This is a genomic window from Luminiphilus sp. nBUS_07, from assembly GCF_051201685.1.
Lineage (GTDB): Bacteria > Pseudomonadota > Gammaproteobacteria > Pseudomonadales > Halieaceae > Luminiphilus.
On sequence record NZ_CP179213.1, the window covers coordinates 875,665 to 890,586 of the forward strand.

A 14,922-nucleotide genomic window follows, 5' to 3' on the forward strand; every position below is an offset into this window, starting at 1 on the left:
GGTTTTTCTTTGGTCGAGGTATTAATTGCGTTAGCACTCGGTACTTGGTTGGTGTCATCCGTTGGCTTAACGGCACAGCGGTTGTGGCTTATGGCACGCTTATCGAGTGATGAGGTCGAATTGGCCGAGCGCGGTGATTTTGCGTTGTGGCATTTGTCTCAGGCTTTACTGAGTGCCTCGCCGATCACTAACGCAGGCATTGATTTGTCGCCCTGTGGTGTATTTAAGTCAGGGCGCGATAGCGCGGATAGCGCAAAAACAGGCGTGGGAATTCGGGTGGTCAGGCGAGGGCAGTTTCCGTGCTTGCCTTCCAAAAATATTCTGGAAAATTTGCCTTTTCTTATTGTAGAGCAGGCGCGATTAGGTCTCGAGACGAGGTGTGAGGAGAGTGCACCGTCTTTGGGTTGGCTCGAAGGTTCTGCCCGTGATTTTGCATTAGCGTCTGGCGAGGCCACTGGTACTCCGTCTCGCATTAAGATCGTTACTGAGGATTGCTCGACCGTTATCTCTGCGAAATATTCTGGGTTAAGACGCCTTTATTACCTGAGAGATTTTGCATGGGATGAGGGTGATGGTTTTGGCGCGCTTATGATGAAGACATGGAGGCCGGAACACCGAGACTTTGGTCGCGCAGAAATGCTGGTGCCTGGAGTGGTTAGTTGGATTATCGAACCCGTGAGATTTTCAGTAGGGACCTCGAGCGGGGCAAACCGGCAACTGGTGGCTGGTGTCAACCTCAGCCTGACCTTGCGGAATGTGCGCTCAGGTTTCAATGGCCTTACCGCACCACAATTAACGTATCGAGCGTTATCTGAGGGCTCGAGTCAAAGGATGACAGTGGCAGCCTTGGTGCTTAGTCGGAATCTGCGCGCCCCCGCATTTTATGAGCGAATCCCGTGATCGAACGAGTAAAAGGGCAGTCTCTGGGCGCTGCTAAGCATCAGTCTGGAGCGATATATATCGCCATTGTTGTGGTGATCTGCCTTATCACCACATCAATCCTGCTGGCCGCTTACGAGGGATCTGTGGTTGGTCTGCTGAGACATGGCGCCCAAAAACCTGTTGTTAATGGCCTTGTGCACCGTCCTACGAGCTCAAAACTCTAGAATTTTTCCTAGGTAGACCTGATTCACATTCATCGGCTCTCGTATTATAAGTTACGAAACGCATTTCAAGACGCGTCTTGCAATGCAAAACACAACAGCAGGCGATTAATGTTGGGGTATTGGCAGTTAATTGTCAGTTTTAGGTGATGCTATGCCGAGCTCAATGAATAAAAGGTCAGGATTTACGCTGATAGAACTTCTCATCGCCATCGCTATTGTGGGAGTTCTGGCAGCAACGGCTTATCCCTCCTATCGAGAGCACATTCGAAAGGGGAATCGGGCGGCAGCTCAGGCTTTTATTTTGGAAATAGCACAGCGTCAGCAGCAGCATTTCATAAACAGTCGAGCTTATGCGACAACACTCACGGCCTTGGGCTTTCCGGCGGACGTGCTTTCGGCCTTCCCCGGGAGTACCTCTGTAGCGAACGACGTAGCGCCCTTTTACACCATAGGAAGCACTGATCTAGGTGCTTCTAATGGTCCACCACCGTCCTTTCTGCTTCGTCTACAACCTGTTGTAGAAAGTGTGCAGCTGGGTGATGGGACTCTCTGCATGACCAATGCGGGGGCTCGAACCCGGAACTGCCAAACCGGCGGTGCCACGGAGGCGTGGTAATGAAAAGGTCGGACGGATTTACGTTAGTTGAGTTGCTGATGGGGCTCGCTATTTTGTCCATCGTGACCACGACTGTGGTCCCCTCTTTTTCTCAGTTACTTGCGGAGCAGCGTCTCAGGCAAGTCAGTAATGAACTCCGGTTGTCTTTGGCACTGGCCAGATCGGAGGCAATAAAGCGTAATGAGTCAGTCAATGTGCTGCCCACAGCAACGAATTGGAGTGATGGCTGGTGCGTGGAGATTGATGCGGCTGCTGGCTGCACTCAGACGCCACTAGGAGCTTATGTGGTTCCGCAAAGTATCAGGGTGAATGGCCATTCTGAGGTGACTAAAGTCGCGTTTAATAGTTGGGGGAGGTCGGGTAATTGTCCCCGATTTGAAATTGAGACATCTGTAGCTGACCGCACGTGCAGCGTCTGTCTTTACGTCGAAACTGACGGTCGCGCTATCGCAGCGCCCGGAGTTTGTGCCAATCAATGTCCCGGTATGAGCTCCGACTATTCGTGGTCCGGAGCGTGCAGCTCATGACTGTAAAAAGCGAGAGCGGATTTACTCTGATCGAAGTGCTGGTCACTTTTTTGATTACTTCCGTTGGGCTCTTGGGGTTGGCGGCGTTGCAGGTCAACGTTATGAATGACCAGTTTGAGGCAATACAGCGGGCTCAAATAACAGCAATGGTTGACGACATGGCCGCGAGGATCCGCATGAACCCCAAAGCGGCGGAAGCGGGGACTTACACACAGGATCTGATTGAGGGGGTTGCTGGCTACTATGGGTCGCTGGACGTTCAGCCAGCGTGCTCCTCCCCAACAGCAGTGCTTCGCGATCTTTGTGATTGGAATCGCACGATTGCCGGTGCGGCCCGAGTGTCTGAGGGGCAAAATCTTGCATCGCCGTTAGGGGCGCGTGGTTGTATTGAGTCAGCTGCTGCAAGTGGGAGTGGTGAAACGATTATCCGAGTGAGCATTGCCTGGCAGGGCATGATGAACTCGGTTGCACCGTCAGCCTCCTGCGGTAGTGGTCAGTACGGAAGCGAAAATCTACGTCGTGCTGTTTACCGTGATGTTGCCGTGAGATGAACGTGGGCCTGCCAACTAGCGCTCGCCAGCAGCACGGCGTGGGTTTAATCGAGATCATGATCGCAATGGCTCTAGGTATCGTTGTTGTCTTGGGTATCACAACGTTATTCGCCGATACGAGTAGAAGTTTGGCGAGTGTCGATCGATCGGGTCGTCAAATAGAAAATGCGCTATTTACGCTGGAGGTTTTAGCTGCCGAGCTTTCTTTGGGCGGTTATTGGGGTGGTGCAAATTACCCCGTCGATGCAGAGACACAAATTTTCGTCTCAGGGGAAGTGCCTGACTCAGTTCCCTCAGAACTGAGTTGGAATGTTGCTAGCGAATCGCCTCCAACCTGTCTTGGTGTTGGTGGGATCATTACTAACACGAGTAACAACGCTAAAGCCGAGCTCGCTTTTGCTATGGAATATCCGCTGTTCTCGGCGCCGGGAGCTTCGCTGAATCGAGAAATAAATGCGGGTAAATGTGGTGGTGTGACGGCGCAGGCAAATGAGAGTTCGAACTATTTTGTGATTCGGCGTGCCGGCAGCTGTGCGACCGGAGCACCGCCAAAGCCGGTACTCAATCAATGCCGGCCCTTGGGGGATTATTTTCACCTCCAGACCAATGGTTGCTATTCCGAAAACCTAGGGCTGTCTGGTGGCGAGATAAAGCTTGAAAAAGTTAACGATGCCAATGTGGAAGGGCTTCTGCCCTACACCAGCTTCGACTGTGAGTCTCCAGCACCAATTTATAGATTTGTGTCGCGGATTTATTTTGTTGATCAAAATGGCACTTTCACCCGCTTGTACTTAGATGGCGTGGGTGGTGCTCTGGGGTTCAAAGCAGAGGTGCTTGTTGAGGGCGTCGAATTGCTTCGCTTCGAATGGTTTATCGATACGAATGGAGATGGTGAGTACGACCGGGTCACGCAAACTCCTGACGCCGTTGAATGGCCTAACGTAATTGGTGTGAAAATTTGGACTGTTGTCCGATCAACCGAACGGGAGCCGGGGTACTCCGACGCGGCAACTTATACGATCGCCGGAGAGTCTTGGTCAGTGCCCTCTGCAAATAAAAACTTCCGCAGGGTGGTGCACAGTAAAACCGTGGATATCGTCAACATTGGTGGTCGCAGGCGGTGATGTCACCTATGAAAGAGCGAGGATTGGTGTTGCTGGTCGCGTTGATCATGCTGCTATTAGTTACCATCATGGGGGTGGCGGCTGCTAGTCAAGTTCAAAATAACTTGAGGGTGGTTTATAACGTCGAGGCTCGAAGCGCTGCAAGAAATGCAGCGCTGACAGCAATTCAAGAGGCGATAGCAACACCGGGGTTTCTCCAAGGGGAGCAGGCTTTTACCTCGGGATGTAACGGCAGTAGTTATGCACGCTGTCTCGACCTCACTGGCGATGGCGTTGAAGACGATATTGTCGTCGAAATGTCCCGGCCACGTTGTATTTCTGCATATCCACTTCGCAACTCTCAGCTCAATGCGCTCAGTGATCCTAAAGATGCGAGTTGCTTTACCCCAGGCCTCTATTCTCTCTGCGCAGAGGCGCTATGGGAGGTCACGGCTGTGGCGAGTGATGCGACCACTGGTGCCAAAGTGGAGGTGCGGCAGGGGTTGCAAACACGCACCACCCTAAACTTATTGGCGTCAGCGTGTAGCTGATAGCGATAACTCAAAGTACAGGAGTTGGTGTATGAGCAGGCCATCAGATCGATTTTTCTTGGGGTATATCGTCGCGCTTATTATGGCTCCCTGCTTTGCTTTAGCTGAAGATATTGACCTGTTTGCCAGTGGCCTCACGACTGAAGGGGTTAGCGATACTTTACCCAATGTGATTTTTGTACTGGATAACACGTCTAATTGGTCTCGGCAGAGTCAGAAGTGGCCCGGGGGTTTAAAGCAGGGGCAGTCCGAGGTGCTGGCAATACGCAATACGATGGCGGCCCTGCCTGACAACGTTGACGTAAACGTTGGTATTTTCGAATTTACAACTCAGGGTAACGCTAATCAGGATGGTGGGTATGTTCGGTTCGACCTGCAACCGTATCAGGGGGCCAAAGCCGCTTTTAACACAACGCTCGATGAGATCTATGAGGGTATTAACGATCCAAATGAGAAGCGTAATTCCAACAGTTCTCTGGGGAACTTGGTGGCAGATTTCTATCACTATCTGGCAGGGGATGCCTCTCTTTTTAGTGGCGCAGGAACCCCGTCTGCTCTTGCAGACGCGGGCGGCTACGCAGTGCCTTGGAGCCGTTTCGCTTCGCCTTTAACTTCGGCCATGCTCTGCACAAAGACCTACATGATTTTTATTGGTAATCCTGATTCCAACGGCCCCGAATCTGATGATCAAAGCAATTCATCAGCGTTAGCTGAGCTTTACGCCGATTTCAATATGACGCCTCCAGCGGCATTAGCTGGAGCGCCCTCGGGTGGCTTGAGCATGCCTAAATACCAAACGCGTTCGGTATCCCAGGGGAGCACTAACCAGATAGATTTGGGTTTTTCGGCGCAGTGCTACGCGGGGCCTTCAGCGTGCTCTGGTGGTATTTTTGGGGCGCCATCTGAGGCTGCTTCGATAACCGCAGCATGCGTTGATGCTGCTGCTGGATGTTTTTGCAGTGCCAGTAACGCTAAGACCAACCGCAGTAAAAGCGGCTGCCCTGGTCAGGGCAACAGCCAGCAGTACAAGTACCGAGTTTTTCAAAACCCCGGAGTGACAGAAGATGGCGGGCACTCGGCGACGGATCTTCTCATCGACGGTGTTGATTACAACTTTGATGATTGGACTAAATTTCTCAAAGAATTTGGCGTCCCGGTGACGGTCACCGGCGATGACGGTAGCACCGAGATTTATCGAGCTCAGGTCACCACTTATACGGTTGATGTTTATAACGCCAAGCCCAATGCACTCCACTCCGCACTGCTTGATAGTGCCGCAGAGCAGGGGGGTGGTTACAGACAATCAGCAACCAACGCCGCGGAGCTTGAGGCGGCACTGAATCGCGTATTTGGCGATATTATCGACATTAATACGTCTTTCTCCGCGGTAACTCTACCGCTGTCCTCGGCCAATCGAGCGCAGGCCGACAATCGCGTATTTGTCGGTATGTTCAGGCCTGGTGCTGATCGTGAGCCACGGTGGTTGGGGAATCTTAAGCAGTATCAGCTTGCCTTTTTCAACGGCCAGATTGAATTAGCCGATGTAAATCTTGAGCGCGCGATCAACCCTCAAACGGGTTTTTCTCAGTCTTGTGCAACCAGTTTTTGGACCTCTGATACGAGCGATGTCGATGCCTCGATGAGTGGTCTTCAGCCGTATTTTGATGGATTAGCCCTTGATCCAAATCCGGTTAGCACGTGTTCGCCCACTGTGCTTGCGGGTCGCAGTGTTTTGTCTGACTCTCCCGACGGCCCATTTGTTGAAAAAGGAGGTGCTGCACAGCAAATCCGAAATCAAATTACATCGTCAGGAGCTAGCGCCAGAGTTGTTTTGACTGAGTCGGGGCAGGCGCTACGCGCGCTTAGCGTAAATGATCTAAGTGATGCTGCGTACTACCGTTATGTGGTCGGGGAAAACCCGGGTTTACGAGGAGGCGACGCGAAAATTCCCGTTGGTAACGGTTTGTATGGCACCAACCCTAATTTGAATTCAACCGAACGTATGCCTGCTTCGGGATTACGGGCAACCATTCATGGCGATATTGTGCATTCGCGGCCATTGACGGTCAGTTACGGATCAAAGTCAGATGGCGGGACTTTGTTTCGTGTTTTTTATGGGAGCAATGACGGTGTTTACAGAAGCCTTGACCCAGATTCAGGGTCTGAGGATTGGGCTTTTATTGCGCCAGAGCACTATCAGGGCATTGAGCGGCAATATCGGAATACGCCTTCGATAAGTTACTTCGGACTAGATGCTGCACTGACCACCGATATTGACGCCGAAAACAAAGATTATTTCTTTGATGGCTCTACGGGTGTCTACACAAAATACAACACTTCTGGTCAGCTCACGACGGGCTTCATTTTCCCGACAATGCGCCGCGGTGGCCGTATGCTCTACGGCTTTGATATCAGTCCTGCTGGGGGGCAGGCGGGCACCCCGCCGGACAGCCCGAGCTTGCTTTGGAAGTTGGGATGCCCCAGCTCAGCACAGGATACAGGTTGCACCCCGGGATTTTCTAACGTTGGACAGACTTGGTCGACCCCAGTTGTGGGTTACATCAAGGGCTATCAAGAGGGGGGTCGCCCAGTGTTGATGATGGGTGGGGGATGGGACGGCTGTCTGGATGTAGACAGCGCTGCCTACGCGTGTTCGGGCACGGTCAAAGGGGACAGTGTCTTTTTTGTCGATGCCCGCAGCGGTGAGCTGTTGGCAGAATTGGCGACTGATGCCCCTGTGGTGGCCGAGCTGGAGCTACTGGATATTGATTTCGATGGTTACATCGATTTTGTTTACGCTGCCGATGCGGCTGGAGGTTTGTATCGGATTTCGCTGAGTCAACTTCCCGGTGCTCAAGCGACATCAACGCTGCCTATGGGCCAGTCCGCTTGGTTCATAAAAAAAATCGCAAGCGTCGCTAACTCCAGCCGGCGATTCATGAGCCGACCGGTTGTGGGTGCTTTGGGGGCTGACGTTTTTGTCACTTTGGGCAGTGGCGATCGTGAGCGTCCCCTCAAACAAAACTACCCCTACAAGCAACAGGTCGCTAATCGTTTTTATGTCTTTATTGATCGTCCCACTGTTGGAGGCAACGAAACTGAATTGGCGGCACGCCCAACCATAAACTTGGATGGCGGTTCCTTGTTGAACGCCGCGCTGGGGTTGGCCCCGGGAGCCGCGATCACCGATTACGACGGTTGGTATATCGACCTGTTGGATCGTGGCGAGCAAGTTGTGAATCAGTCGGCGATCGGTGGCGGGCAAGTATTTTTCAACACGTTTCAGCCCAATGGTGGAAATGGTGGGATGTGCAGCAATTTAGGGGTGTCAAAAGCCTACCGTATTCCCTTGTTCACGCCGAAAAATGATGTCGGTGAGGAGTTTGGTGAAGGGATACCCATTCCGCCAATCATAGTAACGGTGAGGCTAGATTCTAATGGCAGTAGTTGTCAGGGTGCTGGATGTGGAGCTGGCGAGCTGACAGATGATGTGGTCACTGTTTGCATTGGATGCAAAGGCTTTGATCCGGTCAAGATTGAACCCTTGGGTGCCGAAGTTCTCAACGAGGCTTTCCGGGTGGAAAACATTGATCGTTTGTAAGCATGAAACTTAGCAGTGACGGTCCTCTACTTGGCGAGCGTCATTCAGCTTCCGTTCAATTTCCTCTGAAGACATAAATCGCACGGTACCGTCAGGGTCCTCTGTGCGTATTCTCGAAAAATTCTCGTAGGTATAAATATTGTCCTGAGCGTGTTTGCAAAGATCAGCATTTTTCTGAATACGCACAGACGCCACTGGAGTGTTGTCATTGCTTGTGCTTTGGTTGGAAGCGTTGTTAACGCCTGCTTGCTGTTTGTTTGAGGTTGGTTGCTGCATCTGATCAGGTCTGGCACCGCTTTGGCCGTATTGGGCGCTGTTGAGGGTTGTATGCGGTGTGCCTGGGGGCGGTGGTCGATCGCTAATCACGGGCCTGCCATTGCTGTCATTCCATCGATACATCACTGCAGCCTCTGTGGGATGTGCCAGCATGAAGAGTAGGCTTGCGGTGGCGAGCGTGGCTGCCCAGCTGAGGACTGTCGACATAGCGGATCCCAAAATTAACTCTACGACACTCAAGCTACTGTGATCTTTGCTTTTCGGCAATATCACACGGTGTTAATGCTGAGCATTTCTTGACTTTTTTGCGGCACCTTTCCACTATGTTCCCCGTCACGCGAACGGCAACGGCTAACGATGAGTACCCTCATCCGCTGGCCCACCCCCATGACGGGATAGTTATGAGGGCTGTTTGCGGGTTCCGTCTGGTGCGTTTGCGCACTTCGGGCTCGACACTGCGCTACCCCGCAGGCCGACCGATACACGGGTTTCGTGATCGCTGTTCTGGCTGGGTGGCTAGGAATTGATCCGACCAGTGTTTCGTGCGACAGGCAGCGGCGGTGGGGTAGAGGCGTAAGCCTGTAGCTCCCGTCAGTGTATGACACCCCCAACGGTGGGAGCGAAACATGGAACAATTATCTGGCGGCGAAATGATCGTCCGGGCTTTGGAAGACGAAGGCGTTGAGTATGTTTTCGGATATCCAGGCGGAGCAGCGCTGCATATTTATGATGCAATTTTTAAGCTCGACGCGGTGCCCCATATCCTAGTACGTCACGAACAGGCAGCTACCCATGCGGCGGATGGCTATGCGCGTGCGACCGGCAAACCCGGCGTTGTCCTGGTGACTTCGGGCCCGGGTGCGACTAATGCGATCACTGGCATAGCGACAGCTTACATGGATTCGATTCCCATGGTCGTGTTGGCGGGACAGGTTCAGACGCATTTAATCGGAGAGGACGCGTTTCAAGAAACCGATATGGTTGGGGTGTCGCGCCCCATCGTCAAACACAGTTTCATGGTGAAACGCACTGAGGATATCCCCTCAATCATCAAGAAGGCCTTTTACATCGCAACTACCGGAAGGCCGGGCCCGGTAGTGATTGATATCCCCAAGGATTTGACCCATCCGGAACAAAAGTTTGACTACCACTATCCCGAAAGTGTCAGTCTGCGCTCTTATCAGCCTTCAAATAAAGGACACACAGGCCAGATTCGCAAGGCCGCTAGATTATTGTTGTCGGCCAAGCGACCTGTGATCTACGCAGGTGGCGGGGTGATTCAGGGAGAGGGCTGTGAGCTGCTGACTACGCTGGCGCAAAAACTGAATTACCCGGTCACTAATACCCTGATGGGGTTAGGTGCTTACCCCGGTTCTGATCGACAGTTTTTGGGTATGTTGGGAATGCATGGTTTTTATGAAGCGAACATGGCCATGCATCATTCCGACGTTATTTTAGCGGTGGGCGCTCGATTTGATGATCGAGTGACTAATACGGTGGGTAAGTTTTGTCCGGGCGCAAAGATTATTCATATTGATGTAGACCCTGCATCTATTGCCAAAATTGTGCCCGTCGACATCCCAATCGTGGGTCCAGTTAAGACGGTTTTGACTGAGCTACTGAGTCAGATCGATGCCCAATTGCAAGGGAGTGATCGCGAAATGCCCGAACCCGCTGCACTCGCCCAATGGTGGCAGCAGATCGAAAGTTGGCGTGAGGCCCACGGACTTTGGCACGGACGTCGTTACGGGGAAAGTGAGTTGGCGATGCCTCAGGACGTTATTAAATGCCTTTATGAGGTGACCGAGGGAGATGCATACGTAACATCCGATGTTGGGCAGCATCAAATGTTTGCAGCGCAGTATTATAAATTTGATAAGCCTCGTCGTTGGATCAATTCTGGCGGACTGGGAACCATGGGCTTTGGTCTGCCTGCAGCCATGGGGATTAAGTTGGCCCTGCCCGATGCAGAGGTAGCCTGCGTGACGGGTGAGGGAAGTATTCAAATGAATATTCAAGAGCTGTCTACCTGTGCGCAGTACGGTACGCCGATAAAAATAATCAGTTTGCGCAATAATTATCTGGGCATGGTCAAGCAGTGGCAGGACATGCAGTACGAAGGCCGTTATTCAGAAAGTCATTACGCGGCTTCGCTGCCTGATTTCGTGAAGCTTGCTGAATCTTTCGGCCACGTGGGCATGAAGGTGGAGAAGCGCGACGACCTGGAAGCAGCGATGCGCGAGGCATTCGCCTTGAAAGATCGACTGGTGTTTCTGGATGTTTTCGTTGAGCCCCACGAACACGTTTACCCAATGCATGTGGCACCTAGTGGTGCGATGAAAGATATGTGGCTCAGCAAGACGGAGAGAACCTAACATGCGACGTATTCTATCTGTATTACTAGAAAATGAAGCGGGAGCCCTGTCCCGTGTCGTGGGACTCTTTTCGCAGCGCGGTTACAACATTGAATCGCTGAATGTGGCGCCTACTGACGATCATTCCTTATCACGCCTAACGCTGACCACCTCAGGGGACGATCTAAAAATCGAGCAGATCAACAAGCAGCTAAATAAGCTGATTGATGTCGTTAAAGTCGTTGACCTGACTGAGGGTGCCCACGTTGAACGAGATCTTCTACTGGTGAAGGTCCGCGCCGTCGGATCGCAGCGAGATGAAGTTAAGCGGACTACCGATATTTTTCGCGGCCAGATCATAGATGTGGGGCCAGAGACTTATGTCATTCAGTTAACGGGGCCTACAGAAAAGCTGGATTCTTTTGTTGCAGCCCTGGGCGACGCTGAAATTATGGAGGTGGTGCGCTCAGGTGTCGCGGGTATGGCACGCGGGGAAAAGGTCCTGGCACCTTAATCAAAGCGCCTTTAATAACGCCTCTGTCCTTTCTTACATTGCGGCGGCGGGGGTCCAGCGTATAGACTCCCCGCGATAAATAAAATAATCACTGGGGGAATACCTTATGGCGTTTGATCTAATTATGCCGCCGATAGTTGGTTTGGCGGGCCTAGTCGTAGCTTTTGTCATCTATAACGTGATGTCCAAGCATGACGCCGGACCCGATAACGTGAAGCGTATCGCGGACCAAATTCACGTCGGTGCGATGGTTTTCATGCATCGCGAATACAAGATGCTAGCGGCTTTCGCTGCGGTACTAGTCGCGGGCATATTCCTGTCACCACTGGGACAAGATACCGCCATTGCCTTCGTTGTCGGCGCCGTGTCTTCTGCGACTGCTGGCTACCTTGGTATGTATGCTGCGACCCGTGCCAACGTCAGAACCGCAGTGGCGGCCAATGATCATGGGCCAGCCAAGGCACTAAACATCGCCTTTTATGGTGGCTCAATCATGGGGCTATGCGTAGCGTCACTGGGCTTAATTGGCTTAGGCGGACTCTTCTATTTCTTCGGAACTGATGTTGAGTCGGTCCACTCGATTCATGGGTTCGGCATGGGTGCCTCGGTTGTGGCACTGTTTTCACGCGTTGGCGGTGGTATCTACACCAAAAGTGCGGATGTCGGTGCCGACCTGGTGGGTAAAGTGGAAGCCGGCATTCCTGAGGACGATCCTCGCAACCCAGGTGTGATCGCGGATAACGTGGGCGACAACGTGGGCGATATCGCCGGCATGGGATCGGACATCTTTGAGAGCTATTGTGGTTCGATGATCGCTTGTATTGCGATCGCCGCGACGATGGCTGTCGCCGCCGACCAGCAAACTTCACTGATGATGTTGCCGCTTGGTTTAGCTACGGTGGGTCTGCTGGCCTCGTTTATCGGCATTATTCTGGTACGCGCCCGTTCTTCTGCAGCGCCTGAAGATGCACTGCGCAGCGGTACCCTGGCAGCTCCCGTCGTGTTTGCCGCTATGGCATGGTTTCTCGTTCAATCTCTAGGCTTAGAAGCCAAGGTTTGGTGGGCGGTTGTTGCAGGTGCTGTCGGTGGCGTCGCTATCGGGCTGATTACCGAGTACTACACAGGCGGTAGCCCCGTTCGCAAGATTGCGAAGTCAGGGGAAACCGGACCCGCGACGGTCATGATCACGGGTCTTGCCGTTGGCATGGAGTCGGTGGTTGTTCCCATTTTGGCTTTAGCCGCGATTATTTATGCTTCTACCGAGCTCGCAGGGCTGTACGGTGTGGGCATCGCAGCGGTGGGTATGCTTTCTACTGTCGGTATTACTATGGCGATTGATGCATACGGACCTGTCGCGGATAACGCAGGTGGCATCGCTGAGATGTCAGGCATGGGTGAGGACACCCGAAAAATCACGGATGGTCTTGATGAGGTGGGCAACACCACGGCGGCCATTGGTAAAGGCTTTGCTATCGGTGCCGCAGCGCTTGCTGCTCTTGCGATCATCGCGGCCTATGTCAGCACCGTATCGGTGCTCAATCCCGGCTTCACCCTTGAATTGTCTGAGCCTCAGGTTCTGATAGGCATGTTCATTGGTGGTTCGATACCGTTCCTTATTGCTTCAATTACCATGACAGCGGTGGGCGAGGCGGCTTTTGACATGATTAATGAGATTCGCCGGCAGTTCAGAGAAATTCCCGGTCTCCTCGAGGGCACCGCTGATCCTGATACCGAGCGCTGCGTCGACATTGCGACGACGGCGGCCCTGAAGCGAATGATTCTGCCAGGGGCGATTGCCGTACTTGCACCTGTGGTCGTGGGCTTCGGTCTCGGCCCTGAATCTTTGGGTGGCATGTTGGCAGGGGGCTTGTTGGGCTGCGTTCTGATGGCACTAATGATGGCGAATGCCGGTGGAGCCTGGGATAACGCCAAAAAGTTTGTTGAAAAGGGCAATCTTGGCGGCAAGGGTTCCGATACTCATTCCGCCGTTGTCGTTGGCGACACAGTGGGCGACCCCTTCAAAGACACTTCTGGCCCCTCCATGAACATTTTGATTAATGTGATGGCAATTGTCAGCCTCGTGATAGCGCCCCTGCTTTGATTTAGGTCGCACTTGCTTGCGTGATACGCCCGATGACATTGGGCATAAAAAAGGAGCCCTCGAGCTCCTTTTTTTTGTGCTTTGAAACGACTCAGGCGATGGATTTCATTTCCGTCATGTAACCTCGTAATTCCTCGCCCACTAACTCTACCGTGTGGTTGCGAATTTCAGCATTGACCTCAATGAGCGCTTTATTGTCGACGCCGTTGTCGCCCGTCATGCCCCCGCCAATCACATCGCTGTCCACGGACTGCATAAACTCAGCCAACAAAGGTCTGGCGGCTTGGTCAAAAAGGTAGCAGCCGTATTCCGCGGTGTCAGATATCACGACATTCATTTCGTACAACTTTTTTCGAGCAATCGTATTAGCAATAAGCGGTGTTTCGTGGAGTGACTCATAGTAAGCCGACTCTTCGATGATACCGGCATCCACCATAGTCTCGAATGCCAGCTCTACACCAGCCTTGACCATGGCGATCATCAAAATGCCCTTGTCGTAGTACTCCTGTTCCGAGATGTCTTCCTCAGTGAGCGCCTGCTTTTCAAAGGCTGTCTCATTGGTTTCGGCGCGCCACTTTAATAGGTTGGCATCGTCCTGTGCCCAATCTGCCATCATGGTGCTTGAGAATACACCAGAGATAATGTCATCTTGATGCTTCTCAAAAAGTGGCCGAAGGATGTCTTTCATGCTCTCAGACAATTCGAAAGCTTTGATTTTCGCCGGGTTTGTCAGGCGGTCCATCATGTTGGTAATGCCGCCCTGCTTGAGACCTTCAGTGACAGTTTCCCAGCCGTATTGTACCAATTTGGCGGCATATCCCGGGTCAGTGCCTAGTGCGACCATTCGATCGAAGCAAAGTAGCGATCCTGACTGCAGCATGCCGCACAATATCGTTTGTTCACCCATTAGATCTGACTTAACTTCGGCAATGGGAGAGGACTCGAGAACGCCAGCCTTATGGGCACCGGTACCCGCTGCAAGCGCCTTTGCAATGGCCATGCCTTTGCCTTGAGGGTCGTTTTCACGGTGCACGGCAATCAGGGTGGGAACCCCGAAGCCCCGCTTGTATTCTTCTCTGACTTCAGTTCCCGGGCATTTGGGGCACATCATCACCACGGTGAGATCTTTCCGGATTTGCATGCCTTCTTCGACCAAGTTAAAGCCGTGGGCGTAATCTAGGCACGCCCCCTCTTTCATAAGTGGCATGACAGCATTGACGACAGGTGTGTGCTGCTTATCGGGGGTAAGGTTCATCACCACGTCTGCCGTGGGGATCAGTGTTTGGTAATCGCCGACCTTAAAGCCGTTATCGGTGGCCCGCTGCCATGACGCCCGTTTTTCAGTAATCGCCTCGGGCCTCAGTGCGTAAGCTACGTCAAGCCCACTGTCTCTGAGGTTAAGGCCTTGATTAAGGCCCTGCGCCCCACAGCCGATAATAACAATTTGCTTGCCGCGCAAGGCATCCACACCGTCAGCGAATTCAGAGCGGTCCATGAATCGGCATTTGCCAAGCTCTTCGAGCTGAATACGTAGGGGTAGCGTATTGAAATAATTGCTCACCGTGTTCTCCTGAGGGTGTTTTTGAAGGTGTGCTGCTTTGAAAAATCGGCGCCGAGTATAC

At 52.6% G+C, this 14,922-nt stretch carries 13 protein-coding genes; 11 read left to right on the forward strand and 2 right to left on the reverse strand.

Annotated elements, in window-relative coordinates; genetic code table 11:
• The first annotated feature begins 9 nt into the window (after positions 1-9).
• The 8 genes from ACMAZB_RS03955 to ACMAZB_RS03990 all read left to right on the forward strand — a co-directional run bounded on the left by ACMAZB_RS03955 (position 10) and on the right by ACMAZB_RS03990 (position 8,055).
• Positions 10-900, forward strand: coding sequence for a hypothetical protein (locus ACMAZB_RS03955; protein ID WP_435219492.1), 891 nt, complete (start codon positions 10-12; stop codon positions 898-900).
• Positions 897-1,106, forward strand: coding sequence for a hypothetical protein (locus ACMAZB_RS03960; protein WP_435219493.1), 210 nt, complete (start codon positions 897-899; stop codon positions 1,104-1,106). The genes ACMAZB_RS03955 and ACMAZB_RS03960 overlap by 4 nt, the downstream gene beginning before the upstream one ends.
• 163 nt (positions 1,107-1,269) lie before the next feature.
• Positions 1,270-1,722: a type IV pilin protein gene (locus ACMAZB_RS03965; protein WP_435219494.1), complete on the forward strand. Its 453-nt coding sequence runs from the start codon at positions 1,270-1,272 to the stop codon at positions 1,720-1,722.
• Positions 1,722-2,249, forward strand: coding sequence for a GspH/FimT family pseudopilin (locus ACMAZB_RS03970; protein WP_435219495.1), 528 nt, complete (start codon positions 1,722-1,724; stop codon positions 2,247-2,249). Before ACMAZB_RS03965 ends, ACMAZB_RS03970 begins: the two co-directional genes overlap by 1 nt.
• Positions 2,246-2,800 (forward strand): type IV pilus modification protein PilV, encoded by a 555-nt coding sequence (pilV, locus tag ACMAZB_RS03975; protein ID WP_435219496.1) that lies wholly within the window; start codon positions 2,246-2,248, stop codon positions 2,798-2,800. The genes ACMAZB_RS03970 and pilV overlap by 4 nt, the downstream gene beginning before the upstream one ends.
• 2 nt (positions 2,801-2,802) lie before the next feature.
• Positions 2,803-3,924, forward strand: coding sequence for a PilW family protein (locus ACMAZB_RS03980; protein ID WP_435219497.1), 1,122 nt, complete (start codon positions 2,803-2,805; stop codon positions 3,922-3,924).
• A gap of 8 nt (positions 3,925-3,932) precedes the next feature.
• The gene (locus tag ACMAZB_RS03985; protein WP_435214651.1) at positions 3,933-4,454 is read left to right on the forward strand and encodes a hypothetical protein; all 522 of its coding nucleotides are present in this window, start codon (positions 3,933-3,935) and stop codon (positions 4,452-4,454) included.
• A gap of 31 nt (positions 4,455-4,485) precedes the next feature.
• Positions 4,486-8,055: a pilus assembly protein gene (locus tag ACMAZB_RS03990; RefSeq protein ID WP_435219498.1), complete on the forward strand. Its 3,570-nt coding sequence runs from the start codon at positions 4,486-4,488 to the stop codon at positions 8,053-8,055.
• Positions 8,056-8,064: 9 nt separating this feature from the next.
• Here the strand turns inward: ACMAZB_RS03990 and ACMAZB_RS03995 are convergent, their stop codons facing one another.
• The gene (locus ACMAZB_RS03995) at positions 8,065-8,538 is read right to left on the reverse strand and encodes a DUF4124 domain-containing protein (protein WP_435219499.1); all 474 of its coding nucleotides are present in this window, start codon (positions 8,536-8,538) and stop codon (positions 8,065-8,067) included.
• 419 nt (positions 8,539-8,957) lie between these two features.
• On the opposite strand from ACMAZB_RS03995, the gene ACMAZB_RS04000 reads away from it, so the two are divergent.
• The 3 genes from ACMAZB_RS04000 (at position 8,958) to ACMAZB_RS04010 (ending at position 13,300) form a co-directional block, all read left to right on the forward strand.
• Positions 8,958-10,706, forward strand: a complete 1,749-nt coding sequence (locus ACMAZB_RS04000) for an acetolactate synthase 3 large subunit (RefSeq protein ID WP_435219500.1) — start codon at positions 8,958-8,960, stop codon at positions 10,704-10,706.
• Between the two features lies 1 nt (position 10,707).
• Complete coding sequence (gene ilvN / locus ACMAZB_RS04005; RefSeq protein WP_435214658.1) at positions 10,708-11,199, forward strand: acetolactate synthase small subunit; 492 nt, start codon at positions 10,708-10,710, stop codon at positions 11,197-11,199.
• Positions 11,200-11,305: 106 nt separating this feature from the next.
• Positions 11,306-13,300 carry a sodium-translocating pyrophosphatase gene (locus tag ACMAZB_RS04010; RefSeq protein WP_435219501.1) on the forward strand — a complete coding sequence of 665 codons (1,995 nt, stop codon included), beginning with the start codon at positions 11,306-11,308 and terminating at the stop codon, positions 13,298-13,300.
• Positions 13,301-13,391: 91 nt separating this feature from the next.
• On the opposite strand, the gene ilvC is transcribed toward ACMAZB_RS04010, so the two are convergent.
• Positions 13,392-14,861, reverse strand: a complete 1,470-nt coding sequence (gene ilvC / locus ACMAZB_RS04015) for a ketol-acid reductoisomerase (protein WP_435219502.1) — start codon at positions 14,859-14,861, stop codon at positions 13,392-13,394.
• Positions 14,862-14,922 lie beyond the last annotated feature (61 nt).